The 25,368-nt window shown below is 59.4% G+C and carries 20 protein-coding genes and 2 pseudogenes; 13 read left to right on the top strand and 9 right to left on the bottom strand.

Annotation, left to right across the window (positions count from 1 at the left end; all coding sequences use genetic code 11):
• Nucleotides 1-186: 186 nt before the first annotated feature.
• On the bottom strand, nt 187-1,626 hold the full coding sequence (gene pyk, locus PH547_RS04670; RefSeq protein ID WP_104824223.1) for a pyruvate kinase: 1,440 nt from the start codon (nt 1,624-1,626) through the stop codon (nt 187-189).
• Entirely contained in the window at nt 1,626-2,114 is a 489-nt protein-coding gene (locus PH547_RS04665) for a DUF1036 domain-containing protein (RefSeq protein ID WP_028752900.1), read from the bottom strand. The genes pyk and PH547_RS04665 overlap by 1 nt, the downstream gene beginning before the upstream one ends.
• A 206-nt stretch (nt 2,115-2,320) precedes the next feature.
• On the opposite strand from PH547_RS04665, the gene PH547_RS04660 reads away from it, so the two are divergent.
• The 9 genes from PH547_RS04660 (at nt 2,321) to PH547_RS04620 (ending at nt 13,919) form a co-directional block, all read left to right on the top strand.
• Entirely contained in the window at nt 2,321-3,118 is a 798-nt protein-coding gene (locus tag PH547_RS04660; protein ID WP_285167640.1) for an N-formylglutamate amidohydrolase, read from the top strand.
• Nucleotides 3,119-3,181: 63 nt separating this feature from the next.
• Complete coding sequence (locus PH547_RS04655) at nt 3,182-3,487, top strand: DUF1244 domain-containing protein (RefSeq protein ID WP_104824225.1); 306 nt, start codon at nt 3,182-3,184, stop codon at nt 3,485-3,487.
• Nucleotides 3,488-3,586: 99 nt separating this feature from the next.
• Entirely contained in the window at nt 3,587-3,847 is a 261-nt protein-coding gene (locus PH547_RS04650; RefSeq protein ID WP_104824226.1) for a DUF2312 domain-containing protein, read from the top strand.
• Between the two features lie 161 nt (nt 3,848-4,008).
• On the top strand, nt 4,009-4,593 hold the full coding sequence (locus PH547_RS04645; protein ID WP_104824227.1) for a hypothetical protein: 585 nt from the start codon (nt 4,009-4,011) through the stop codon (nt 4,591-4,593).
• A gap of 280 nt (nt 4,594-4,873) precedes the next feature.
• Nucleotides 4,874-5,863: a cellulose biosynthesis protein BcsN gene (gene bcsN / locus PH547_RS04640; protein ID WP_104824228.1), complete on the top strand. Its 990-nt coding sequence runs from the start codon at nt 4,874-4,876 to the stop codon at nt 5,861-5,863.
• Between the two features lie 52 nt (nt 5,864-5,915).
• Complete coding sequence (gene bcsA / locus PH547_RS04635; RefSeq protein WP_104824229.1) at nt 5,916-8,105, top strand: UDP-forming cellulose synthase catalytic subunit; 2,190 nt, start codon at nt 5,916-5,918, stop codon at nt 8,103-8,105.
• On the top strand, nt 8,105-10,570 hold the full coding sequence (locus PH547_RS04630; RefSeq protein WP_285167631.1) for a cellulose biosynthesis cyclic di-GMP-binding regulatory protein BcsB: 2,466 nt from the start codon (nt 8,105-8,107) through the stop codon (nt 10,568-10,570). The genes bcsA and PH547_RS04630 overlap by 1 nt, the downstream gene beginning before the upstream one ends.
• The gene (locus PH547_RS04625; protein WP_285167630.1) at nt 10,567-11,616 is read left to right on the top strand and encodes a family 8 glycosyl hydrolase; all 1,050 of its coding nucleotides are present in this window, start codon (nt 10,567-10,569) and stop codon (nt 11,614-11,616) included. Before PH547_RS04630 ends, PH547_RS04625 begins: the two co-directional genes overlap by 4 nt.
• Nucleotides 11,613-13,919, top strand: coding sequence for a cellulose synthase (locus PH547_RS04620; protein WP_285167626.1), 2,307 nt, complete (start codon nt 11,613-11,615; stop codon nt 13,917-13,919). The genes PH547_RS04625 and PH547_RS04620 overlap by 4 nt, the downstream gene beginning before the upstream one ends.
• A gap of 95 nt (nt 13,920-14,014) precedes the next feature.
• Here the strand turns inward: PH547_RS04620 and PH547_RS04615 are convergent, their stop codons facing one another.
• The 7 genes and pseudogenes from PH547_RS04615 to PH547_RS04590 all read right to left on the bottom strand — a co-directional run.
• Nucleotides 14,015-14,689 (bottom strand): type 1 glutamine amidotransferase domain-containing protein, encoded by a 675-nt coding sequence (locus PH547_RS04615; RefSeq protein ID WP_104824232.1) that lies wholly within the window; start codon nt 14,687-14,689, stop codon nt 14,015-14,017.
• Nucleotides 14,690-15,059: 370 nt separating this feature from the next.
• A complete protein-coding gene (locus PH547_RS04610; protein WP_104824233.1) occupies nt 15,060-15,302 on the bottom strand; it encodes a tautomerase family protein in 243 nt (80 codons plus the stop codon).
• Nucleotides 15,303-15,358: 56 nt separating this feature from the next.
• Nucleotides 15,359-16,072 carry an SDR family NAD(P)-dependent oxidoreductase gene (locus PH547_RS04605; RefSeq protein WP_285167623.1) on the bottom strand — a complete coding sequence of 238 codons (714 nt, stop codon included), beginning with the start codon at nt 16,070-16,072 and terminating at the stop codon, nt 15,359-15,361.
• Between the two features lie 142 nt (nt 16,073-16,214).
• Nucleotides 16,215-17,147, bottom strand: coding sequence for a LysR family transcriptional regulator (locus tag PH547_RS04600; protein ID WP_285167622.1), 933 nt, complete (start codon nt 17,145-17,147; stop codon nt 16,215-16,217).
• Nucleotides 17,148-17,453: 306 nt separating this feature from the next.
• Nucleotides 17,454-19,424: a peptidoglycan L,D-endopeptidase MepK gene (locus PH547_RS04595; protein ID WP_104824237.1), complete on the bottom strand. Its 1,971-nt coding sequence runs from the start codon at nt 19,422-19,424 to the stop codon at nt 17,454-17,456.
• A gap of 174 nt (nt 19,425-19,598) precedes the next feature.
• A pseudogene (locus PH547_RS33930) lies at nt 19,599-19,805 on the bottom strand (helix-turn-helix domain-containing protein); the annotation flags it as partial.
• Between the two features lie 125 nt (nt 19,806-19,930).
• Nucleotides 19,931-21,182 (bottom strand): annotated as a pseudogene (locus tag PH547_RS04590) (sigma-54-dependent transcriptional regulator); the annotation flags it as partial.
• A 222-nt stretch (nt 21,183-21,404) separates the two neighbouring features.
• Between PH547_RS04590 and PH547_RS04585 the strand changes: the two are divergent.
• From PH547_RS04585 to PH547_RS04570, 4 genes are read left to right on the top strand one after another with little or no spacing between them, the layout of a single operon-like run.
• Nucleotides 21,405-23,261: a M3 family oligoendopeptidase gene (locus tag PH547_RS04585; protein ID WP_283047348.1), complete on the top strand. Its 1,857-nt coding sequence runs from the start codon at nt 21,405-21,407 to the stop codon at nt 23,259-23,261.
• Between the two features lie 23 nt (nt 23,262-23,284).
• Complete coding sequence (locus PH547_RS04580) at nt 23,285-24,445, top strand: aminodeoxychorismate synthase component I (RefSeq protein WP_285167889.1); 1,161 nt, start codon at nt 23,285-23,287, stop codon at nt 24,443-24,445.
• Nucleotides 24,430-25,071, top strand: a complete 642-nt coding sequence (locus PH547_RS04575) for an aminotransferase class IV family protein (RefSeq protein WP_285167619.1) — start codon at nt 24,430-24,432, stop codon at nt 25,069-25,071. Before PH547_RS04580 ends, PH547_RS04575 begins: the two co-directional genes overlap by 16 nt.
• 4 nt (nt 25,072-25,075) lie before the next feature.
• Nucleotides 25,076-25,360 (top strand): YciI family protein, encoded by a 285-nt coding sequence (locus tag PH547_RS04570; protein ID WP_285167617.1) that lies wholly within the window; start codon nt 25,076-25,078, stop codon nt 25,358-25,360.
• The last annotated feature ends 8 nt before the right edge of the window (nt 25,361-25,368 follow it).

The following is a 25,368-nucleotide window of genomic DNA, read 5'->3' as shown; positions in this document are numbered from 1 at the left end:
AATCCTCCCCGCGCGATTATCTCAGATAAAGGCGGGTTTGGGCAGCTTTTTTCGCCGCCATTCTCACCACAGCGACCGGTTATCTTTTCAAGATGAAGGTTGGCGCGAAGGCCCTGGCCTTTCCCATAACGCAAAAGCCCGCCGCCTTCTCAGGCAGCGGGCTTCGATACTCTTAAAAACCGGCAATCAGACGCCCGATTGGCCGTCCGAGCCGATGTAGGCGATGCGCAGCATGTTGGTCGCACCGGGAGTGCCGAGCGGCACGCCGGCGGAGATGATGATGCGGTCGCCGGGCTTGCCGAAGCCTTCTTCGGCGACGATGCGGCAGGCATTGTTGACCATATCGTCGAGGTCCGTGGCGTCATGCGTGACGACACAGTGCATACCCCAAACCACCGACAGACGGCGAGCCGTCTGGATGATCGGCGACAGCGCCAGGATCGGAACCTGCGGGCGCTCGCGCGAAGCGCGCAGACCGGTCGTGCCCGACGAGGTGTAGCAGACGATGGCAGCGAGCTTCAGCGTCTCGGCGATCTGACGGGCAGCGAGCGAGATAGCGTCGGCGCCGGTTGCTTCCGGCTGCGCGCGCTGGGCGTAGATAATGCCCGGATAGTGCGGCTCGCGCTCGATGGTGCTGGCGATCGAAGCCATTGTCGATACGGCCTCGACCGGATAGTCGCCCGAAGCGGACTCGGCCGACAGCATGACGGCGTCAGCACCTTCGAAGACGGCGGTGGCGACGTCAGAGACTTCGGCACGGGTCGGAACCGGCGCCGAGATCATCGATTCCAGCATCTGCGTGGCGACAACCACCGGCTTACCGGAACGGCGGCAGGCGCGGATCAACTGCTTCTGGATGCCGGGAACCGCTTCGAGCGGCATCTCGACACCAAGATCGCCGCGGGCGACCATCAGCGCGTCGGAAAGCTCGATGATTTCCTCGATGCGCTCGACAGCCTGCGGCTTCTCGATCTTCGACATCAGGCCGACGCGGCCGCGCGAAATCTTGCGGACTTCGGACAGGTCTTCCGGACGCTGGATGAACGAGAGCGCAACCCAGTCGACCTCGTTGGTGGCGAGAACGGCGTCAAGGTCGGTGCGATCCTTGTCGGTCAGCGCGCCGACGCCAAGCAGCGTATCCGGCAGGCTGACGCCCTTGCGGTCGGAAATCTTCGTGCCGGAAATGACGGTCGTGACAATGCTCTTGCCGTCGCACTTTTCAGCGCGAAGCGCGAGCTTGCCGTCGTCGATCAACAGCCGATGACCGGGCTGAACCGACTCCAGGATTTCCGGATGCGGCAGGAACACGCGGGTATTGTCGCCGGGCGTATCGTTGTTGTCGAGCGTGAAGGTCTGGCCGGGCTTGAGATCGACCTTGCCCTGGGCAAACTTACCGACACGCAGCTTGGGACCCTGCAAGTCGGCAAGAATGCCGATCGGACGGCCACAGCGGGCCTCGACGGCGCGGATACGCTGGATGAGCGTGCGCATCAGGTCATGGCTGGCATGGCTCATGTTGATGCGGAAGAGGTCGGCACCGGCCTCATGCAGCTTCTGAATCATCTCCTCTTCGGAGGAAGCTGGGCCGAGCGTCGCTAGGATTTTGACTTTTCGGTTGCGTTTCATCAATTCTGGCTTTCTTGGCTGCCCGGGGTATCGGAGAGCTGAACCATCCAACTCGCCTGACGCCCCGTGTCGTATTCCTTGAATCCCATTTTCTGGTAACCGCGCGCGTAGCAATCCTTCACGCCTGGGATCTTGAATTCATTTTCCGCCACGCACATTTCGATATCGCCCGTCCAGCGGCCACCGCGAGCTGCATCTTCTGCGTAGAGGTAATAATAGCGGGATTGAAGCGGCCCTTCGATCAAAGTCGCGCAGGTGGTGGCCGGAACCTGCCACCATCCCTCGGTCACCCAGCCTTCCTTCGCACGATAGCCGATCGCCACACCCACGAGATTCTGCGTACCGTTGCAGACGCGGAAATCGGCATGGGCTGCATTTGGCATGAAGAAAAATGGCGCGGCGGCGGCAAGGATGAAAAATGCGAATCGGGCAAGCGGCCCTGACCGCGTAACGAAACTTGGCGCGACTTGGCTGGACACGGCTTCCAATGGGCTCCCGGTTATTCGTTGTTGCGTCTTCTTGCGCTGCCATCCCACGAATGTCAACGCAACTCTAATCGATTATATTTTCTTCACGGGATGGTAGCAGTGCCCTGCGGCCTCGCTCTCGCCCGATCAAGAGGCCGAGCCTTGCACCTTCTGCCCGCGCATGCAATCAAACAACGGGCTGAAAAATGCGATAATCGACAATCCACATGAATGACTTCAAATCTTTCGAAATCATAACCGGCAATCGTGACAAAGGCATGGTCATCCTCGGCGATCATGCGATGCGGCACCTCCCCGAACGCTATGGCCGGCTAGGCCTGCCCGAAACTGCCTTTTCGCGGCATATCGCCTATGACATCGGCATCGAGGGGCTTTGCCGCCAACTTTCGGCGCGGCTCGGCGTGCCCGCCGTGCTGGGCGGCTTTTCCCGCCTGCTGATCGACCCGAACCGCGGCGAAGACGACCCGACCCTGATCATGAAAATCTCCGACGGGGCGATCATCCCAGGCAATCATCCGATCACCGAGGAAGAGTGGAACTACCGCATCGAGACCTTCCACCGCCCCTATCACCGCGCCGTGGATGAGACGATCACATCGGTCGCCGACGCGACGGGCAAGGCGCCGCTGGTGCTGTCGCTGCATTCCTTCACACCGGCCTGGAAGGGCGTCCCTCGCCCTTGGCATGCAAGCGTGCTCTGGGACAGCGACGATCGCGCCGTGCTGCCGCTTCTTGCAAAGCTCAGCGCCGACACCAATCTCGTTATAGGCGACAACGAACCCTATGACGGGGCGCTGAGGAACGACACCATGTACCGCCACTGCATGGCCAAGGGCATCGCACACGCGCTGCTCGAAGTCCGCCAGGATTTGATCGGTGATGAGGCGGGCATCAGCGAGTGGGCCGCGCGGCTGGCGCCGATCTTTGCGGCGATGAACGACGACCCGGCGCTACACGAATATAAGCGCTATCCGTCGCGTACCGGCCCGTATGACGAGGCTTGACGCCAAACAAGCAAAGCGGCCTCGGACGAAATCGTGCCGGAAAAATGACGTGAGGAAACAGAGATGACTGAGCTCACCAAGGAACAGCAGACCGAACTGGAGGCAGCCGCCTTCCGTCGCCTTGTCGCGCATCTGCGCGAGCGGAGCGACGTGCAGAACATCGACCTGATGAATCTTGCCGGTTTCTGCCGCAACTGCCTGTCCAACTGGTATCGCGAGGCGGCAGAGGAAGCGGGCCTGCCGGTGACCAAGGACGAATCGCGCGAAATGGTCTACGGCATGCCTTACGAGGACTGGAAAAATCTGCACCAGACGGAGGCTTCCGCTGTGCAAAAAGCCGCTTTTGAGCAGAACAGGCCGAAGGAATAGGGCGACGTTCATCGAGACGGCTTGACCTCGCGCTCCATTCACGGCAGGTCAACGGCCCATCGAATTCAGGCCTCAAGGCAGCAAGAGAGGATATGACACATGGAAGAAGTGGCCACGACCGGCGATATCAACGTAGCGGCGGCGGAACTCCGCCAGTTCATCGAGCGCATCGAGCGACTGGAAGAAGAAAAGCAGACGATCGCCGACGACATCAAGGACGTGTTCGGGGAAGCGAAAGGCCGGGGCTACGACACGAAGGCGATGAAGACGATCATCCGCCTGCGCAAAAAGGACGCCAATGAGCGCCTCGAGGAAGAATCCATCCTTCAGACCTACATGGCCGCGCTCGGAATGGAATAAGCTTTCGGCGGAATGGAAGCGCGAGGAGCGCGTTCATTCCGCTGCTTCCGCCGAAATATTTTTGAACAATCAGCCGCTTTCCCGTCATCATTGGGCGAAAATTGCGCCCTGATTTGGGGTTCTTCTCAGACCGGTTTCAACGGTGAGAAAGAGTTCGAGAGATGGCTGTATCAATTTCGAGGTTCATCGAGAGTAAGATTCTGTATCTGGCCTTCGCCGGTGCAGGATTGGGTGTGTCCTGGTGGATCGGCGGGGGAGACATAGAAGCGTCCCGCCCTTTGCCGCAAGTAGCAACCGTCTTCGCTGCCGACACGCAAAACAGCCGGCCTGCAAAGGACGATCTCCTCGCATCACTTCCGCAGCAGACGCAATCGGACGTCTCCACGGCAACGGTAGCGTCAACGCCGGCAAACCTTCCGATCCCCACCATCATCAGGACGTCCTCCGAAGTTGCGACGAAAGCAACTTCGAAACGGTACGATGCGACACGCACTTTTGAATCGTGCCTCCCCGAATGCGAAACCCGTGATCCCCTGGTCGCGTCTCCTAGCAAGGTTTCGTACGCCGAGCCCTCTGATGACTCCGACTACGACGTTTCCGAAGTCGTCGTTGAGCCACGCAGGACGATCATGGCGTCGATCGTGGACGGTGGCGAAGACTTCATTGCCAACGTCGGGGCTGCCTCGCTGGGAGCATATCGGAAGAGCGAGTCAGCGTTGAGGGTCGTGGTGGACCCTCTGCGATGATATTACGGCCAAGTGCCAGGACAATCCTCACGACGACGGTTGCTCGGTCGCGACCGCGAAAGCGATGTGGCCTCGATCATCTTATGCAGCAGTGCGGCGAGCGCGCCGAAATAACGGAAAACCGTCGTTTCCGCCCTAAGATTTGACCAATCCTTTCATTGTTAATTGATAATTAACCATAGTTGCGCTTAACCTAAATATTGAACTCAGGGGCTTGATTTCAAAATTCATCGCGTAATTTGCCCGTGAATATAACGACAAATGATTGCCGCGATCAAAGATGCACTTAGTCAGAATAATAGCCCTCGTAACATTGGCCGTTGTAGCGACCAGTTGCACGACAACGGGCGGAGTGCGGCAATCGGCTGATGCGGAAACCGTGCCTAATGAAAAAGCTTTGGCATTCCCGCCGCCCGGCGGCCCTGCCATCGTCAGCGTGGTCGAGCGCAAGCATAAAGACGATGTAGAGCAAACGATATCGCTCTCCACGACATCGTCGGTTGCCGGTCAGAACTTTCTCAAAGTGCAGTTTCTCGGCGCGTCCGGCTCGAACCCGGGACTTGGCAGCACGCCTTATCAAATGATCAGCGAAGGCGCGATCTCGCGCGAGATGGCTGCGACGATACCCGGCGTTCGCCTCGCTCGCTCCGCAAACTTCGTGCAGAACAGCTACGGCCCCTTCGGTTATGCTTCTGGCCAGAGCCGGGCGGGCGATACCTGCATTTATGCCTGGCAGCAAATCCGTGCCGGTCATTCCCCGCCGGTGGAGCAGCGTAATTTCAGCATGGTTCAGGTCAGGCTCCGGCTCTGCGATGCGCAGGCAAACGAGCGGCAGCTCCTAAGCACCGTTTACGGCTACACGATCGCCGGCGGCTTCGAAGGCGAGACCTTGAACCCCTATGGTGCCCCGCGAGGAGCCGATGCTTTGCTCGGCCATCCTGGCGATCCGATTTACCCGGATGCGGGCGGCTACCGAAACGGTGCGATCACCAGCGGCTATGAAGCCCGCCCTGTTGCCGTTCGTCCCGCCGTCGTCCGTCGCCAGGTCACGGTCCAGCCGCAAGCCGTCACTGTGGCTCCGCCTCAAGCAGTCGGTCCTCGCGTACCATTGCCCGATCCGCAAGGCAGCATGCCCCAGACAGGCGTCACGACCGCGCCGGCGCAGATACCGGCACAGGTTCAGCCCAGAACGATGGGAACCAACGGTACAATCGTACCATCCCCAGACTGTATCGGCGACGCGGCCGCGACCGCGGCCTGCCGGAGATAAACAACCTAGAGCGCCGACACGCGTGCGGCTCAGCGCCATTGAAGGGACATCGATGCAAACAGCGCGAAGCATCTTGATGTGGATGGTGGTTTCGCTATGCGGGATCGTCCTGATCACATTGCCGGTCAACCTGCAGACTCAGCTCATCGCGAGCACCGCTGTCGTTGCCATCATGGCGATCATCAAGATCCTCAAGGCTCAGGGAACCTGGCGGCTGATTGCGCTCGCTTTCGGTACGTCGATCGTGCTGCGCTATGTCTATTGGCGCACGACCAACACCCTGCCACCCGTCAATCAGCCGGAAAATTTCATCCCTGGCCTGCTGCTCTATCTTGCAGAAATGTACAACGTCGCCATGCTGATGCTCAGCCTTTTCATCGTTGCGACGCCCCTGCCTCCACGCACCGCCCGCGCATCGAAGGTACAGCAATTTCCATCCGTCGACGTTTTCGTTCCGTCCTACAATGAGGACACAAAGCTTCTCGCCAACACACTCGCCTCCGCCAAGGCGATGGATTATCCGGCCGACAAACTCAAGGTTTGGCTGCTCGACGACGGCGGCACTTTACAGAAGCGCAATTCCACCAAACTTTTGGAATCGCAGACGGCAATTGCGCGTCACAACGAACTCAAGCAGCTTTGCGACGATCTCGATGTCGAATATCTGACGCGCGACCGCAATGAGCACGCCAAGGCCGGCAACCTCAACAACGGCTTGAAGCATTCGAGCGGCGACCTGATCGCCGTCTTCGATGCCGACCATGCGCCGGCCCGCGATTTCTTGCTCGAAACCGTCGGTTATTTCGAAGACGATCCGAAGCTCTTTCTCGTCCAAACGCCGCATTTCTTCATCAATCCCGATCCGCTGGAGCGCAATCTTAAGACTTTTGACAACATGCCGAGTGAGAACGAGATGTTCTACGGCATCATTCAGCGCGGTCTGGACAAGTGGAATGCCGCCTTTTTCTGCGGTTCGGCGGCTGTATTGAGCCGCACCGCACTGGAATCGCAAAAGGGCTTCAGCGGCATCAGCATCACCGAGGACTGCGAAACGGCATTGGCCCTTCATGGCAGCGGCTGGAACAGCATCTATGTCGACAAGCCGCTGATTGCCGGTCTGCAGCCCGCGACGTTTGCAAGCTTCATCGGCCAGCGCAGCCGCTGGGCTCAGGGCATGATGCAAATCCTGCGCTTCCGCTTCCCGCTGCTGAAGCGAGGCCTCTCGTTGCCGCAACGGCTTTGCTACATGTCGTCCACGCTTTTCTGGCTCTTTCCCTTTCCTCGCACCATTTTCCTGTTCGCGCCGCTCTTTTATCTTTTCTTCGATCTCGAGATCTTCACGGCGTCCGGCGGCGAATTCCTCGCCTACACGCTTGCCTACATGCTCGTGAACCTCATGATGCAGAACTATCTCTACGGCTCCTTCCGCTGGCCGTGGATTTCGGAGCTCTATGAATATGTCCAGACGGTGCATTTGCTGCCCGCCGTCATCTCGGTCATGCTCAATCCGCGAAAACCGACGTTCAAGGTCACGGCCAAGGATGAGTCGATTTCTACCAGCCGTCTTTCCGAAATCAGCCGCCCCTTCTTCGTGATTTTCGCCGTGCAGATTCTCGCAGTCGCGGTAACGATATACCGCATCTATGCCGAACCCTATAAAGCGGATGTGACGCTCGTCGTCGGCGGATGGAATATGATCAACCTGGTCCTGTCCGGTTGTGCGCTTGGCGTTGTTTCAGAGCGTGGCGAGCGGTCGTCCTCGCGCCGCGTCAGGGTCAATCGTCGCAGCGAATTCGGCGTCAACGGCCGGTGGAATTCCGCCTCGATCGAGGACGTTTCCGTCCACGGCGCGCGATTGAATGTCTTCAACAAGGAGCTTGATCCGATCGTCGTGGGTGCGGAAGGGGTCCTCCGCTTTCAGCCATATAGCGGCGCGGAGATGGAAACGCTGCCGGTTGTCGTCCGCAACGTCCAGCGAACCGGTGAGATAACGACAATCGGCTGCCAATATGTTCCGAAAGGTGCCCTGGACCATCGTCTGATCGCGGATCTGGTGTTTGCAAACTCCGATCAATGGACGCAGTTCCAGCAGGCCCGCCGCCGCAATCCCGGTATCATTCGCGGAACCATATGGTTTGTGGGTCTGTCGCTTTATCAGACAAGCCGCGGTTTACTTTATCTTTTCCGCAGCATGCGATCCGAAAGCGAGGCGGAGCAGCAAGGGGTAAAGGCGAGCAATTGATGAAGAGCGTCCTTTCAGCGCTGATTTTCCTGCTTGGCGCCACGATCGCCCATGCTCAGACGGCGCCTTTCGACATGTCCGGTGAACGGCCGAAGGGTGCGAAGCCGATCATGCCGGAAACATTGATGCCGCGGGTCACTGCACCGCAAACGACCACCCCGCAGGTGACGAGTCCAAAGGTGGTCACTCCGCAAGCGGCAGTTCCGCAAGTAGCGGCTCCGCAGGCGACCGCACCCAAAACAAGCACGCCACAGGTCGCGCCTGTCCTACCGGCGCAAAATGTTCCGGTGGTGAAGCAGGCGGCAGCAACGCCGGCGGCCGCTGATTTCCGGCGGTATGTCGTGCCGTTCACAGACTTCCGACTGCAAGGCGAATATGATCGGAAATCGTGGTCGATTTTCCTCACTCCCGAACAGGCCGCCGCTCCGGCCAAGTTCAATTTCGCCTATCAGAATGCGGTCGTCGTTGCCCCCGAGGCTTCGCAACTGACCATCTTTCTCAACAATCGCCCTATCGGCCAGCAGCAGATCGGCTCGCCGGATAGCGCCTCCTCGATAAGTTTCGACATCCCGCGCGGTCTGCTGCAGCCGGGCGCCAATCTGGTGACCTTTGAAGCGACACAACGTCATCGCACCGATTGCAACATCCAATCAACCTACGAGCTTTGGTCCGATATCGATCCGGCAAAGACCTATCTAAGCTTTAGCGAACAGGATGCACAAAGACTGTCGAGCACGGATGCAATCCGCGCAATCGGTGTCGATGGTGCCGGCAAAACCGAATTCAACCTCGTCGTGCCGGCTCTGGCGCAACCGGGCACCACAAAACCGCTGATGCGGCTGGCCCAGGGCCTTTCGCTGCTGAGCGGAATGCCAAATGAGACTTTCTCTTTCAGCACGGACACGCTACCTCCGCCCGGTCCCGGAAAGATGACGGTGCTCGTTGGGACGCCCGCCGAGCTGCAGCCTTTGTTTTCGGCACCGGCGGCAGCACAGACCGCCGCACTGGCAACTTTCGTCAAGGATCCGCGCACGGGCTCGACGATCCTTCTCGTCAGCGGGCCGTCCTGGCAGGCGGTTTCCGGCGCCATCGATACCATCGTCTCGCCGACCGACAGAGATCCGACCGTCCGCAGGGATATCTTGATAACCCAGCGCTGGACCGCACCGGATGCACCATTCCTGTTTTCGGACACGAGCCTCTCATTCTCGCAATTGGGCATCGACACGACAGAATTTTCGGGCCGCCGCTTCCACACCAGCTTCAATGTGGCAATCCCGTCGGACTTCTATGCCAATGCCTATGGCGAAGCGACCATCCTTCTTGACGCCGCCTATGCGAAGAACGTTCTGCCGGGAAGCCATGTCGACGTTTATGTCAATGGAAGCATCGCTACGACGAAGCCGATTACTGCGACCGGCGGCGGCATTTTCAGGCATCTGCCCATTCGCGTGACGATGCGCCATTTCAAACCTGGTCTCAATACGGTGACGCTGGAAGCGATGTTGCTGACCAACGAGGACCAAGCCTGCGCGCCCGGCACGACCTCCAACACGACGCCACGTTTCGCACTGTTCGATACGAGCCAATTTCATATGCCGGATTTCGCCAGGGTCGCCCAGCGTCCGAATCTGGCAGCACTGGCAGGCACGAGCTATCCTTACAATCGTGGTCTCGCGCCGGTCGCCCTCTTCATCGACCGTGCTGATCCCGACACCGTATCCGCAACGGCAACATTGCTGGGACAAATGGCGGTTGTTGCAGGACATCCAATCGATGTGGATCTTATCGCCTCGCCGAGCGGCGTTGGAAACCGCGATGCGATCTTCGTCGGCTCGATTTCGCAGATGCCGACGACGACGTTGTCGCAGATGAATATCGCGACGGCCAGCCAAGCATCCTGGCGTCCCCCCACAGCCGGGCAAAATGGCCAATCGGAAACGACTGTCACATTCGACGAATGGCGCTCCAGAATCGGCGGCGGCGCATTGCAGCGCCAAATTTCGCTGTTTCAGGATTGGATGCGCCGCAATTTTGATATCTCGCTCAGTTCACTACAATTCATTCCCAGTGCCGAGCGTGTCTTCACGCCCTCGAATCTCAACAGCTTCATGATTGCGCAGGGAGCGAGCGCCACGGGCGAATCCTCTTGGACGATCGTCACCGCGCCTTCGGCAAAGGACTTGAGAGCCGGAGTCGAAGCCATGACATCCCAGGCCGATTGGCCGCAGATTGCCGGTCATATCACCGTTTATTCCAGCAAGACCGGAAAGGTCGACACGGTACCCGTCAGCCGCTTCGACTTCGTCATGACTCAGCCCTGGTCGTTTACCAACTACCGCCTGATTGCCGCGAACTGGCTTTCGACCAACATTCTGTCCTACGCATTCCTGCTTATCATCCTCTTCTTGCTGCTCGGCGTGGCGACGTCCGGAATCCTCGCAAAGATCGGCAGGCGCGGATGAGGCGCTGGCAAGCCATGGTCGTTGCCGGCGGCGTCGCTCTTTTGACGATGTGCCAGCCACTTGCGGCACAACGCGCTGCAATCGATCCGCAGGCATGGGCCGCCTACAAGGCGAAATTCCTCGATGCAAGCGGCCGCATCGTCGACAACGGAAACGACAATATCAGCCACAGCGAGGGACAAGGCTACGGCTTGTTGCTTGCCTATCTTTCGAACAGTCCCGCCGATTTCGAGCAAATATGGTATTTCACGCGAACCGAGCTGCTGCTGCGCGACGATGGTCTCGCCGCCTGGAAATGGGACCCGGCCGTCACTCCACACGTCACGGACACGAACAATGCCTCCGACGGCGACATACTGATTGCTTACGCCCTGGCGCTGGCAGGATCGGCATGGAATAAGAAGGACTATCTGGAGGCGGCAGCGACGATAGCGCAGGCGCTTCTATCGCATGCCGTGGTCCACGCAGGCGGACGAACGCTGCTTCTCCCGGGCATCAAAGGCTATGCGGCCTCGGAACGCGATGACGGGCCGGTCGTCAATCCATCCTACTGGGTTTATGAAGCCATTCCCGTTATGGCACTGCTGGCACCATCTGACGAATGGCAAAAGCTTACGGATGACGGCCTGTCCCTGCTGCAGTCGATACAGTTGGGACCGCGAAAATTGCCAGCCGACTGGGTGAGCCTGCGGGCGAAGCCGAGACCCGCTGACGGTTTCGACGCCGAATTCGGTTACAATGCGATTCGCATCCCGCTTTACCTTGTACGGGCGGGGATTTCCGACAAGGCGCTGTTAACGCGGCTGCAGGCGGGCATGACGGTCGAAGGCGATGAACCAGCCACCATCGATCTGGAAACTGGCAAGCCAAAACAGCCACTTACGGACCCCGGTTATCGAATTGTTAACGATGTTGTGGCGTGTGTAACAAGCGGGGCGAAGTTGCCCGCTTCGGTTCGGCAATTCGTGCCGTCACTCTACTATCCGTCGACGCTTCAATTGTTGGGTCTGGCTTTCGTTGAGGAGAAACATCCGGAGTGTTTATGAAATCCTCCCTACTTACGGTTTCGGCGGCAGTCGTGGTGGCGGGATTGGTCATCGCGACGAAAGGCCGTGGGAACCTCGAAGAGGGATTGGGGCTGGCCGCGCAAAATCGTCAGGACAGCCAAGTTTCCCAGACCGGAAGCATCAAGCCGGTCGACATGGCCTTCAACTCCCCGCCGCTGGATATGAAAACCGTCTCCGATCGTATCCAGGCGACAGCACCTTCCGCAGTTCTGTCCGATACTTCGCCCCCTGTCCAAGCGGCATCCGACACACCGGACGCCGTTGCGCAAGCGACGCCTCAATCAGCCACACCGCAGCCCGCACCGCCGCCCAAAGTCGACGAAAGCGCACTTCGCTATTTCGCAAGCCACGGCGACAAGGCGAGGCTTCAGGCAGAAATTTCCCGACTTCAGGCGCTTTATCCGGATTGGGTGCCGCCAGCCGATCCGCTGGCCATCCCGCAAAACAGCGACAAGCAGCTCGAAGCCATGTGGCAGCTCTATTCCGAAGGGCGCTATGCCGAGCTGCGCAAGGCCATCGCGGATCGCCAGGCGGCGGAAACCGGCTGGCAACCGCCCGCCGACTTGCTGGAACGTCTCGATATTGCCGAAGCGCGGGCGCGTCTGGTCAACGCCTCCGATCTCAAACAATATGCAACCGTGGTCGACATCGGCGCCAACACGCCAAGCCTGCTTACTTGCAGTGACATCGACATTTTATGGCGTGTCGCAGAGGCTTTCATCAAGACCAACAGGTCTACCCGCGGCCAGGACGCCTACGTCTACATCCTGAAGAATTGCGTCAATCCTCAGGAGAGGCTCGCAACCGTTCAAAAGGCGTCGGCACTGCAGCCCTATCAGCCCATGCAGGATCTTCTTGCTCTGGAGAAACCCGACGGCAATGGCGGGCGGGAATTTGACAGCATCCGCACGGACCTTGCGCGGCGCTTCGTCGCCGAGGGCAATGATGATCCGAAACTGTCCGTGGCGCCGGACTATATTTCTCAAGTGGAACGTGCGGCTGAGACCCAGGGTCTCGCGTCCGACGCCCTGCTGCTCGGTTGGTATCATCTGCGCCACCAAAACAATGGCGAAGCGGAAAAATGGTTTCGCATGGCCCGCGCAAAGGATGATTCCGCTTCGGCGTCACAGGGATTGGCCTTGATCCTGATCGACGATCACAAGCCGCAGGAAGCCGAAGACGTCATGTACAGATGGCGGAACGAGTCCAAGGATGCGACAGCAACCTATCTCGCGGCCACCGCCAATCTGATGGCGCTGCAACCGCCAGCCAATCTCAGCGAAGACGTGCTGAGCCGCATGGCCGCCGAAGTCATCGAGCAGAAATACGTGCCGACCGCGCAGGAATTCGGCTGGTATGCGCGTTCACTGAACCAACCACAAACCGCGATACGCTGGTTCGAGACCGCATTGCGCTGGAAACCCGACGATGAGCCGTCCGCCTATGGCCTGGCCATCACCCGCAATCAGTTGAATGACCGGCAGGGTGTCGCTGAAATTCAACGGCTATGGGCGGGCCGTTCGGAGCGCATCGCCAGGCTCGGCGAGGTCACGCCTCAAGCGCCCATCGGCTATGCACCGCTGCCTTCGCCAAATCAAACGACACCGCAAACGGCGGCTGCTCCAACCAACGCACAGCCGCTGGCAACACCCGCGCCGTCCGAGACCAATGTCACCACGCGCCAGCGCACAACCGCGCGCGTGGTATATAGCGGGCCTGAGACACAAGTCACGACGGTTCGACGCAGCGCGCGCGGACCGCGGGGATGCTCCGCAACTGTCAACGCTCAAAGTCTCAATGCGACGGATGCTTTGAACCGTGGCTGGTGCCTCATGGACCTCAATCGCCCGATGGAGGCGATCGAAGCCTTCGAGGTCGCATTGAACAGCCCTGCCAGCAAGGCGCGCGAAGACGCAGCCTACGGGCAAAGCCTCGCCTATCTGCGCGTGGGGCTCGCCAACAATGCGGCTGTTGCTGCAGCCAAGGCTCCTCTCAGCCGCCAGCGTGCTGCCGAATTGCAGGTTGCCATCCTCGCCGATCGCGCGCTTACGGCATTTTCCGGCAAACGCTATCAGGAAACCCTGATCTATCTCGATCAACGCGCGCAACTGCAGCAGGAACGCGTCGATCTCATGGTTCTGCGCGGCTACTGCTATCTCAATCTCAAAATGTACGACGATGCCGAGCGCATATTCACCGCCGTGGCTGCGACCGGCAACAAGGACGGAAATCGCGGGCTTAACGATCTGAGGCTCGCCACGCATGCGAAGCCCGGCGACTGATTTTGGCAGCACAAGTTTGGCCAAACGATAGAGGGGTTCAGCATTTCCGTGGAAAGCTGAACCCCTCCTGTTTGCCTCGTCGGTTCAGTCTGCGGTCAAAGCAGCTTCAACAGCGCTTGAGCGGCAGCCGTTGATGATGCCGGATTCTGACCGGTTACCAGCCTGCCATCGGTGATGGCAAAGCTCTGCCAGTCGGCGACCTTCTCATACCTGCCGCCAAGGCGCTTCAGTTCATCCTCCACAAGGAAAGGAACAACGGAGGTAAGATGGACTGCCTCCTCTTCGCTGTTCGCAAACCCCGTGACGCGCTTGCCCTTGACTAGAGGCTGCCCCTGATATTGTACGTGATGGAGGACTCCGGGTGCGTGGCAGACGGCGGCAACCGGCTTGCCCGAATTGTAAAAATCCTCGATCAGGGAAATGGATTTCCTGTCTTCCGCCAGATCCCACATGGGACCGTGACCGCCGGGATAAAAAACGGTATCGAAGTCGGCAGCGTTGACGGTCGCGAGCTTTACGGTATTGGCAAGCACGGCTTGCGCGTCCTTATCAGACTTAAAGCGTGTCATCGCTGGAGTTTGATTTTCAGGCTCGTCGCTTTTGGGATCGATCGGCGGCTGTCCACCCTTGGGGGATGCGACCGTGATCTCAGCCCCGGCGTCCTTGAAGACGTAATAAGGGGCCGCAAACTCTTCCAGCCAGAAGCCGGTCTTTCTTCCCGTATTGCCAAGCTGATCATGGGAGGTCAGCACAATCAAAATCTTGCTCATCGGCATTACTCCTGAATTGGATTTTACCGGACACCCCAGCATTCCGCCGGCGTGCGAAAGCATGCGTAATATGCATCGGTTCGATATGTCGACAGCCGCCGGAACTGTAGAATCATCAAGACGGCCAACTGCGAAAGGACGGCCACGAGCGTCGATCTCGGCCGGATTCTGATGTCACCGCCAGGCACGGGTTTCTACCGTCTTGCCCGACAAGCACCTGCACTTTACCAAGCAAAGCGCTTCCGTGCTTCCTGAAAATTCAGATTCTTGCGCTCAAGAGACATTGAGACGGGCGACACAGAGAGCGTCGCCCGTCATCTCAGCCGTTGTTGCCATCAACCATCCGCCGTCAACGATGCAAGCCTGAAGCTCAGGCTTTTGCCGCCGCTGCGGCGCGCTGCTTTCGATATTGGACCGTCGGAAGGCCGCCCCAGCCCCAATTGTCCAGATCCACCTCCTCGATCACCACATAGGTGGATTCCAGAGGTTTGTTCAGCACATCAAGCAACACTTGGCTGACACCGGCAATGATGGCGGCTTTCTCTTCCGCGGTGACCGAATTCCGGTCGGGGTTCGTTCCCTCACGAGTAACCTGTACGGTAACGATCGGCATGACTGTTTCCTTTCAAGATTTGGATTCGAGGACTTAATTGCTTTGGCGCTGCAATTTCACCAGCGGCCAGCGTTTTGGCCGCCATCGACGTGGAGGATTTCACCGGTTACAAAATTCGCCGTCTCAAGATAGAGAACCGCATCGACGATATCGCGGATCTCGCCCATCCGGCCGACGGGATGAAGACTCGAAAGCGCCTCGTGCGTTTCCGGCGCATGCATCGGCGTTTTGATGATCCCTGGCGATACCGCGTTCACGCGGACGCCGGTTTTCGCGAATTCTATCGCCAGTTCCCGAGTGACCGAGTTGAGGCCGCCCTTGGTCAAGGAGGCGAGCGCTGCCGGCACGCCGGCAATTGGCTGATTGACCAGGCTCGTGGTGATGTTGACGATATGGCCCGAGCGTTGCTTCAGCATCTCCGCAGCAACGCGCTGCGTGATGTGAAAGAAGCCGGCGACGTTCACGCTCATGTTATGATCGAAGTCCTGCTGAGTGAACTCGATGAACGGCTTGGCAAGGAAGACGCCGGCGTTGTTGACCAGCGTATCGATGCGGCCGAAGTGCTCAAGTGCTTCGCGAACTACCCGTTCCGCGGTTTCCGGGTCGGCGATATCGCCAGCCACGGTATGTACACCTGCGTCAGAGTTGGCCTTGATCGACCGGGAGGTTGCGACGACACGATAGTTGCGATCACGGTAGGCTCGAACAAGCCCCTCGCCGATCCCTTGCGAGGCTCCGGTGATAATGGCGACCTTTTGTTGACTGCTCATGATGTGTGCATCCTTTTCAAGTGCAGCGGCCGGGGTTTCGGGCCGCCCAACGCCGTCGGCGTCGGTGCTACTGATTTAGATGCATCCGTCATTCGGGAGAATTGTCGGCCTTTGGCAGACACTCCTCCGTATATCGGCACAATCAAGGCAAGGAGCCTGCTTCCGTCGCTATGCGATTGAGTTCGACGCGCAGACGAGGGACGGCATGATCGACGAAGGCGCGAACCTTTGGCACGGACATGCGGCCCGGTGGTGCCAGCAAATGGACCGGAAGCGCGGGATGCTCGGCGTCGGCGAGCACAATCTTGAGCCGGCCGTCCCGGACATATTCTGCGACGTGATAGGAATAAAGCCGCGTCAATCCAATGCCGGCTACCGCCGATGCCGCCGCGGCGCGCACGCTATTGACGATATATCGAGGCGTAAAATGAACCGTCCGCGGAACTGGCGATCCTTTCGTTGGGGTGAAGCTCCAGGAATCGAGACCGAAATTGCTGAAGGCCACGATCTGATGTTTGGCGAGATCGGACGGCTCGACGATATCCGGATTGCCGGCGAGATAACGTGGCGATGCGACGACGACGCGCCTTACATCGCCGCCGATGCGGGTCGAGATATGAGACGAATCCGTCAAATTGCCGATGCGGAGCGCAAGATCGACGCCCTCGTCGACGAGGTTGACGAAGCGATCCAGCATCAGAAACCGAACGGAGACGCTGGGGTGAAGCTCGAGAAAATCATCCAGAATCGGCCGCAGCACCTCTTCGCCAAGGATTGGCGGCGCCGAAATGGTCAGAGTGCCGCGCGGTGACGAACGCTCGCCTCCCGCCACCATGTCGGCCTCCTCGAGCTCGACGAGTACCCGCCGGCATGCGGCCACATAGCGTTGACCGGCCTCGCTTAGCTTGAGCGTGCGAGTTGTCCGATGGAGCAGCTCGACGCCGACATGGGCCTCCAGCGAACTCAGGGCCCTACTGATCGCGGTCGGCGATCGTTTCAGCTTGCGCGCCGCGCCGGCAAGGCTGCCCTCGTCGATCGCCGTGACGAAGACCCTCATTGCGTCGATCCGATCCATTCTAAGGCTCCGCGGAATTGTGGTTCGTGACGGACACTTTTCGTCGGAATTTCGCCTGGCGTAAATACGCACCTTCCGAAGCGCCCGAAAGCAATCCAAAGGTATCGGCGACGCCATCGTACCGACCCGCATCGCCCGTGCCTGGGTCGAGCTGATGATCGCGCGGGTGTTCGATGGAGAAAGTGTTTTCGGCTGAACTCAGAACAGCGTTGAGCCCCGTTCGAACCTAGAGAACATCAACGGCCGGCTCCACCGAAGCGAAACCGACCGCTTCGGCGGTCTTCTTTTGGATCGGCGGAGGTGGGGCTATTCGACCGAATTGAACTTCTTTACCTGCAGGAAGTTCACGGCCGAACCGCTGAAGCGTTCCGGATCGATCGATGCCGTCTGCACCTTGAAGCCTTCGGTATAGACGGCGGTCGGCTGCGCGCGCAGCGTCGGGCTGACGAAGCGCGGTGCCTTGACCGGGCGGTTGACGATTTCGACACGGGCATTGGCGATCGCCCACTGCGAAATCATCTTCTCGGTCAGCTTCGGCTCGGTGGTCACGGTCGCACGGCCGGCATCGGCCACTGCGGCATCCTGCCTATTCGGCCGGCCGCCCTTGGTCGCGATACCGGCAGCAATCGGACGCTCCTGCGACAGCGCCGGTTCGAAGCTATCATTGAAGCGGCCACTGCTGACCTTGATCTCATTGGTGGTCGGCGCAAGTGCCGCGACCTGCATCGGCATCTGCTGTCCCGGCCGCTTCTGCGGCGAGACCGCAGCGATCGCCCGGACGGCGTCACTGTCGCCAACGGCATTGGCCGGCGCCGCGGTATCCGCAGCAGTCTTCACCGGCATCTCATCCTTGGATGCGGCATTGTTGGCGGCCACATTGACCGGAACATCAGCATTAACCGGAACGCCAGCATTTACATCCGCTTGATCGACGCGATGCTGTTCGAGAGCTGCCACGATCGACGGCGAGAGCGTGCCTTCATCGGCCGCATCATCGATCGCGTCCGGATCGGCATCGGCGGAAGCAAGCAGGTTTTCGGCGATTTCCGGACGCTCAACCGGAACCGGCACGCCCGCGGTCTGGTCTGACTCTGCCGAAGCTAGCTCAGCATCACCGGGCGAACGGCGGTCAAGGAGCGACGGAACCGGAACGTGATAGGTGCGAAGATCCGCATATTGCTGCTGGTCATTCGCATCCGGCATGGCTGCGGCAAGCGCATCCTGAGCGGCGTTATGCGGCGGCGACATCAGAGCCGAAGCCACTTCGCTGCCCGCCGGCTGATTGCCGAAGGCTGGCCGAACCTGCGGAACAGGCGCATTTATGCTGGCAACCTGCGTTTCCGGCTGGCTGTCATCGCCGCCGTCATCCGTCGCCGCAGGAGCGGACTGGCCTTTCTTGGCAACGACCGTGGTCGGCGCTGCCGTTGCCGGTGCGCCTTCATCCGCATTGTCCTCTTCCTCGTCGGCACCGCCGCCAAACAGTCTGGCGAAGAAGCCACGACGCGGAGACGAAGCACTGGCGATCTGGATATCGTCGGAAGACATGCGGCGCTTATAGTCGGCAACCGCTTCCTGATAGCCCGGCAATGGCCGACCGTCGGCCGGAATATGCATCGTCTTGCCATCGGGGAAGAGACGGACGAGATCCTGGCGATCCATGCGCGGCCAGGCGCGCACGCCGCCGACGTCCATGTGAACGAAGGGCGAGCCGGATGTCGGATAATAGCCGACGCCGCCGACCTGCAGCTTCATGCCGATTTCGCGCAGCTTGGTGAGCTTGACGTCCGGAATATAGAAATCCATCGCGTTGCCGAGCATATGCTGGCTCTTCTTCGCGACGCCCGTATGGGCAGAACGCGTGCGCAGCATCTCGTTGGTTCCCGGCGAGCGGAAGCCGCAGACGACATAGATGAATTCATGCGAACCGCTTTCGCGGTAGACTTCCCAGATCAGGTCGAACAAGCGCGGGTTCATCTTGGTCGGCTGGTTTTTACGCCAGTCGCGCAGGATGCGGTTCAGTTTCTCCAAACCGTCCGGATCGAATTTTCCATTGCGCTTGTAGGTGATAACAGCCTTTTCGCCTGTATGGACGTAATAGATCTTGAGGCTGCGGGTTTCGCCGCCTGCCTGGGAGGGGGTTCCAACGAAAACCGGAGTGGAAACAGCCATCGCAAGAAGACCAACGGCTACGACCTTGGCCACCTTACGAAATATCTCAGAGCACGCAAAAAGCCTGCTCAAGCTATTAAGCTTGGTATTTCCAATCAGATTCGGCAATTCGATCCCCGTCCGACAGACAATGTCGCATCGTGTTCCAAATGGCTGTCAATTGCGGTGACACGATGGCAAAAATGCCACACATGGTCGCCCTCTTCATACATGGTGAACGATGCACTAACAAGTGCTTTACGACAGGTAACAAAATATGCTTGCCTAAACGTTAATATACGCTCAAGCCGCATGTTTCTGCGGGTCATCCGGGTCTATTCCATAGTCCTTCAACTTGCGATAGAGAGTCGACCGCCCGATTCCGAGCTTCCTTGCCACTTGACTCATTTGTCCTCGATAGAATTTGAGAGCGAATCGAATGAGCTCTTCCTCAACATCTGCGAGCTTTCTGACGTCACCGGACGGGTCCGTACTGACGATGACATTGTCTGCCGCCGAAACAGACGGTGTTTCGACGACCGATAGCGGCGGGGTTGTAACCGCATCCGAGGAACTGACACGCGTCCCCCGCTCAAACCTCTCGCCGGTCTCCGCGCCGATGCTGAAAGCCTCGGAATTATCCACAACTAAGGTCGGATGCTCGGCAGTGAAATAGCCGGGCAACTGTGCCGCGATCTGCGGAAAATCGGCTTCGACCAGTTCCGAACCCTCGGACAGCACGACAGCGCGGAAGATCGCGTTTTCGAGCTGGCGAATATTGCCCGGCCAGTCATAGGCGGTCAGCAACGCCAGGGCGCCCGGACTGATCGAAAGCGAATGGCCGAGCTTCTGTTCGAGCGCAAATCGGTCGGCGAAGGCACGAGCAAGATACGGAATATCTTCCTTGCGACGACGCAGCGCCGGCATGGTGATCGGGAAAACGTTGAGGCGATAGTAGAGGTCTTCACGGAACCGGCCGGCCTTCACCTCCTCGATCAGGTCCTTGTTGGTGGCCGAGATCAGCCGGACATTGACCTTCTGCGCAACGCGGGCGCCGACCGTCTCAATCTCGCCTTGCTGTACAGCGCGCAGGAGCTTGACCTGCACCTCCAGCGGCAGATCGCCGACTTCGTCGAGGAACAGCGTGCCGCCGTCCGCCTCCATAAACTTGCCGACATGCCGCTCGGCAGCGCCAGTAAAGGCGCCTTTCTCATGGCCGAAGAGAATGCTCTCCACGAGATTGTGCGGAATGGCACCGCAATTGACCGTCACGAAGGGCTTGCCAGCGCGGTCGCTGGCGGCCTGGATGGCACGCGCCACCAGCTCCTTGCCGACGCCGGATTCGCCCTCGAGCACCACGGGGATGTTCGATTGCGCTGCTCGCTGGGCAAGATCGATCACCCGCATCATCGCCGGACTTGCAGAAACGATGTCGTCGAAACTGATCGCGCTGGAGCGCGACCTGCGTCCGGCGCGAGCCCTAGCCTCGCGTTGATCGAGCTTCAGCGCATTGGCGATCGAAGCCGCTATCCGCTCCGGCGATACCGGTTTGACGACGAAATCGAAGGCGCCGGCCCGCATGGCCTGCACTACGGTCTCGATACCGCCCTGCCCGGTCTGCACGATGACGGGCACCTCGGTGCCCATATCGCGCAGCGCGCTCAGAAACTCGATGCCGTTCATCTCCGGCATCATGAGATCGAGCACGATCACATTGATCTGATCGCTGTTGCGCTTCAGTATCTCAAGGCCAAAACGGCCATTCTCCGCCAGATGAGCAACGTGTCCGTGCCGCTCGATAGCGTTTTTCAGCAGACGGCGTTGAATCGGATCATCCTCAACAACGAGAATCTGCGCGCCCCCCTTGGCGCTATTAAATACGGTCATTGGTGCCTCACTTCATGCGAAACCTGACGAGGACCTTCGCAGAAAGGCTTGAACACGAAGTTTTGCCAAAGCATCATATTTTAATCATTATGACGAATGTAACGGTGCCTATGAATTCGGTTGTCCGATCTCGAGGAAATCGCCCTTGCCGCGGCCTTTTCAGCCGAATAGACACGGAGAGACCGGACTGTTCCGCAAAGAAAAGCAGAGGAAATACCGCCCATGAGCCCGACCTCGCTCCATTCATCCTTTAATTTTTCCGCCGGCCCGGCGGCCGCCGCAACCAATCCCGCCCTCGGCGATCTGCCCGCCTGGAAGCTCAGCGACCTCTATCCGTCCGCCACCTCCACCGCCTTTGTCAGTGATATGGAAAAGGCCGGAAAGGCGGCGATCGCGTTTGAGGAAAAGTGGAAAGGCAAACTTGCGGACGCTGCCACCAAGACCGGTGAAGCCGGCATCGGTGCAGCGCTGAAGGACTATGAAGCCCTGGACGATATCATGGGCCGCCTCGGCTCCTTCGCGGGCCTTACCTATTTCTCAAACACCAGCGATCCGGCCAACGGCAAGCTCTATGGCGACGTGCAGGCGCGGCTGACCGACTATTCCGCCCATCTGCTGTTCTTTCCGCTGGAACTCAATCGCATCGACGATGCGGTGATGGACGCCTGCATGGCAAACGACCCAGCCGCCGGCCATTACCGTCCCTGGATCGTCGACTTGCGCAAGGACAAGCCCTACCAGCTCGAGGACAAGCTGGAGCAGCTATTCCTGGAAAAATCCATGACCAGCGCCGCCGCCTTCAATCGCCTGTTCGACGAGACCATGGCGGAGCTGCGCTTCGAGGTGGACGGCGAGAAGCTTCCGCTGGAAGTCACGTTGAACATGCTTCAGGAGAAAGACACCGAGCTGCGCCGCAAGGCGGCAATGGCTCTCGCCGAGACCTTCAAGGCCAATTTGCGCATCTTCACCCTGATCACCAATACGCTTGCCAAGGATAAGGACATCGCCGACCGCTGGCGCGGCTTCGAAGATATCGCCGACAGCCGGCATCTGGCCAACCGCGTCGAGCGCGAGGTGGTCGATGCCTTGGCTGCCGCCGTGCGCGACGCCTATCCTCGCCTGTCGCATCGCTATTATCAGATGAAGGCGAAGTGGCTCGGCATGGAACAGATGAATTTCTGGGACCGCAACGCGCCGCTGCCCGAGACCTCCAACGCGCTGATCCCCTGGACCGAGGCGAAGCAGACCGTTCTCTCCGCCTATGGCGATTTCGCACCGGAAATGGCTGATATCGCCAAGCGTTTCTTCGATGAGGAATGGATCGATGCGCCGGTGCGTCCCGGCAAGGCGCCGGGCGCCTTCGCGCATCCGACCGTTCCTTCCGCACATCCCTATGTGCTCGTCAACTATATGGGCAAGCCGCGCGATGTCATGACGCTGGCGCACGAGCTCGGCCATGGCGTGCATCAGGTGCTTGCCGGCGGCCAAGGCGCGCTGATGTGCCAGACGCCGCTGACCTTGGCCGAAACCGCCTCAGTCTTCGGCGAAATGTTGACCTTCCGCGCCTTGCTCGACAAGACCACCGACAAGCGCGAGCGCAAGGCGATGCTCGCCCAGAAAGTCGAGGACATGATCAATACGGTCGTCCGCCAGATCGCCTTCTACGAATTCGAACGTAAGGTTCACACCGCGCGCAAGAACGGCGAGCTGACTTCAGACGATATCGGCGAGCTGTGGCTCTCCGTCCAGTCGGAAAGCCTCGGGCCGGCGATCAAGATCTCAGAGGGCTACGAGACCTATTGGGCCTATATCCCCCACTTCATCCACTCGCCTTTCTACGTCTATGCCTATGCCTTCGGCGACTGCCTGGTGAATTCGCTCTATGCCGTCTATCAGAATGCCGAAGAGGGCTTCCAGGCGAAATATTTCGAGCTGCTGAAGGCCGGCGGCACCAAGCATCATTCCGAACTCCTGAAACCCTTCGGCCTCGACGCCACCGATCCGTCGTTCTGGAGCAAGGGACTGTCGATGATCGAAGGGCTCATCGATGAGCTGGAGGCGCTTGATAAGAGTGCTTGATGCACACTGATAAAGAATCGCACGTGGCCGATACGCAACCCTACGTCCTCTTCCGGGACGACAGCACAGGACAGGTGATGCTCTTCGCCGAACCGGCGGAGATCATCACAGCTCGAACACGTGCGGAATTCTTCAACGCCCTTGATCGGATGCAAAAGGCAAAGGCCGCGGGGAAGTGGTTGGCGGGCTATATGGCCTATGAGGCCGGTCACCTCTTCGAGGAAAAGCTTGCGCCTTTCGCTGAAGAAAACCGCCAGACGCCGCTGCTCTCTTTCGGCGTTTTCGACGCTCCGGCGGCGGATGGCCATGCCCTCTCCCAGCCATTGCAACGCCTTGAAAACGAGGCGTTTCTGACCGACGCCACGGCCGGGTGGGACTTCCCTATATATAAAGAGAGATTCGACCGGCTGCATTGGCATTTGCGCCAGGGCGATTGCTACCAGGCAAACCTGACCATGCCCATCACGGCCCGTTGGAATGGCGACGCCCGTGCCGCCTTCTGGTCGCTGATCGAGCTTCAGCCGGTAAAATATGGCGCGCTGGTCGATCTCGGCGGCCCGATCATCCTGTCGCGCTCGCCCGAACTCTTCTTCCGGACCGACGACGACGGCTGGATCGAGACGCATCCGATGAAGGGTACCGCCAAGCGCGGCGCCGACGCCGTCGAGGATGCCGAGATCATCGACGCCATGCTGGCCGACGAGAAGACGCAGGCCGAGAACCGCATGATCGTCGACCTCCTGCGCAACGACATCTCACGCATCACCGAGGTCGGTACGCTCGACGTGCCGAAACTCTTCGAGATCGAGACCTATCCGACCGTGCACCAGATGGTCAGCCATGTGCAGGCGAAGCTACTCCCCAACATGACCATTCGCGATATCTTCGCAGCGCTCTTCCCCTGCGGCTCGATCACCGGCGCGCCGAAAATGCGGGCGATGGAAATTCTGCACGAACTCGAAGATAACCCGCGCGACGCCTATTGCGGGGCGATCGGCATGATTTCACCTGGCGGCGCCATGCGCTTTTCCGTGGCGATCCGCACCATCACGCTGTTCGATGACGGCCGTGCCGTCTTCAATGTCGGCGGCGGCATCGTTTTCGATTCGACGGCGGAGGCGGAATATGAAGAATGCCTGTTGAAGGCGCGCTTCGCCATGGGAGATCGATGGATCAAGCGCTAGAGGATTTTTCGCTGATCGAGACGTTGCGCTACGAGCCGCAGACGGGCTTCGTGCGCCTGCGCCTCCATCTTGCCCGACTGCAACGTTCCGCCCGCCGATTGGGTTTTCCCGCGCCGAAGGATGCGCTTGCGAAACTCGATGCTGCTGTTGCTGATGCGAACGCTCCGTTGCGGGTGCGCCTGACATTCGATCGCACCGGGCAGACAGACGTTACGACTGCCGCCTTCACGCCCCTTGCTCCCGATACCGTCTGGCGCGTCCGCATTGCTGGAACTCGTCTTGATTCTGCCGACAAGCTACTGCGCATCAAAACCACCCGTCGGTCCGTCTATGAGGCTGCCCGCGCCGAATATTCGTCGGCAGAGGCGGACGAAGTGCTGTTGCTCAATGAAAAGGACGAGGTCTGCGAGGGCACCATTACCTCGATCTTCCTCGACGAGGGTTCCGGACCGTTGCGAACGCCGCCGATCTCTTCCGGCCTGCTCGCCGGCGTGTTGCGCACCGAACTCATCTGCCAGCGCAAAGCCCGAGTCGGTCGGATAAGGCTGGACGATCTGGAAAAAGGTGCGCTTTATGTCGGGAACTCCCTGCGCGGGCTGATCCGCACACAACTCATATGGAATTGACGCAATGTTCATCCTCTCGCTGACCTATCTCAAGGGCAATGACGAAGCCGACAAGCACATGGAGCCGCATATGGCCTGGGTGAAGGAAGGCTATGCGAAGGGCTGGTTTCTCGCGTCCGGCCGCAAAATGCCGCGCACTGGCGGCATCATCTTTGCCCGCGGCGATCGCGCCGAACTGGAAGCCTATGTCGCAGCCGATCCCTTCACCATCCACGGCGTTGCCGCCTATGACGTCGCGGAAATCGCTCTGACGACCGTCAGAGAAGGATTGGAGGCCCTGAAGGTCTGATTTGAAAC

The organism is Rhizobium cerradonense (assembly GCF_030182455.1).
Classification (GTDB): Bacteria; Pseudomonadota; Alphaproteobacteria; order Rhizobiales; family Rhizobiaceae; genus Rhizobium.
Note: the sequence above shows the minus strand (reverse complement) of the source record. Positions and strands in the feature narration are given on the sequence as shown.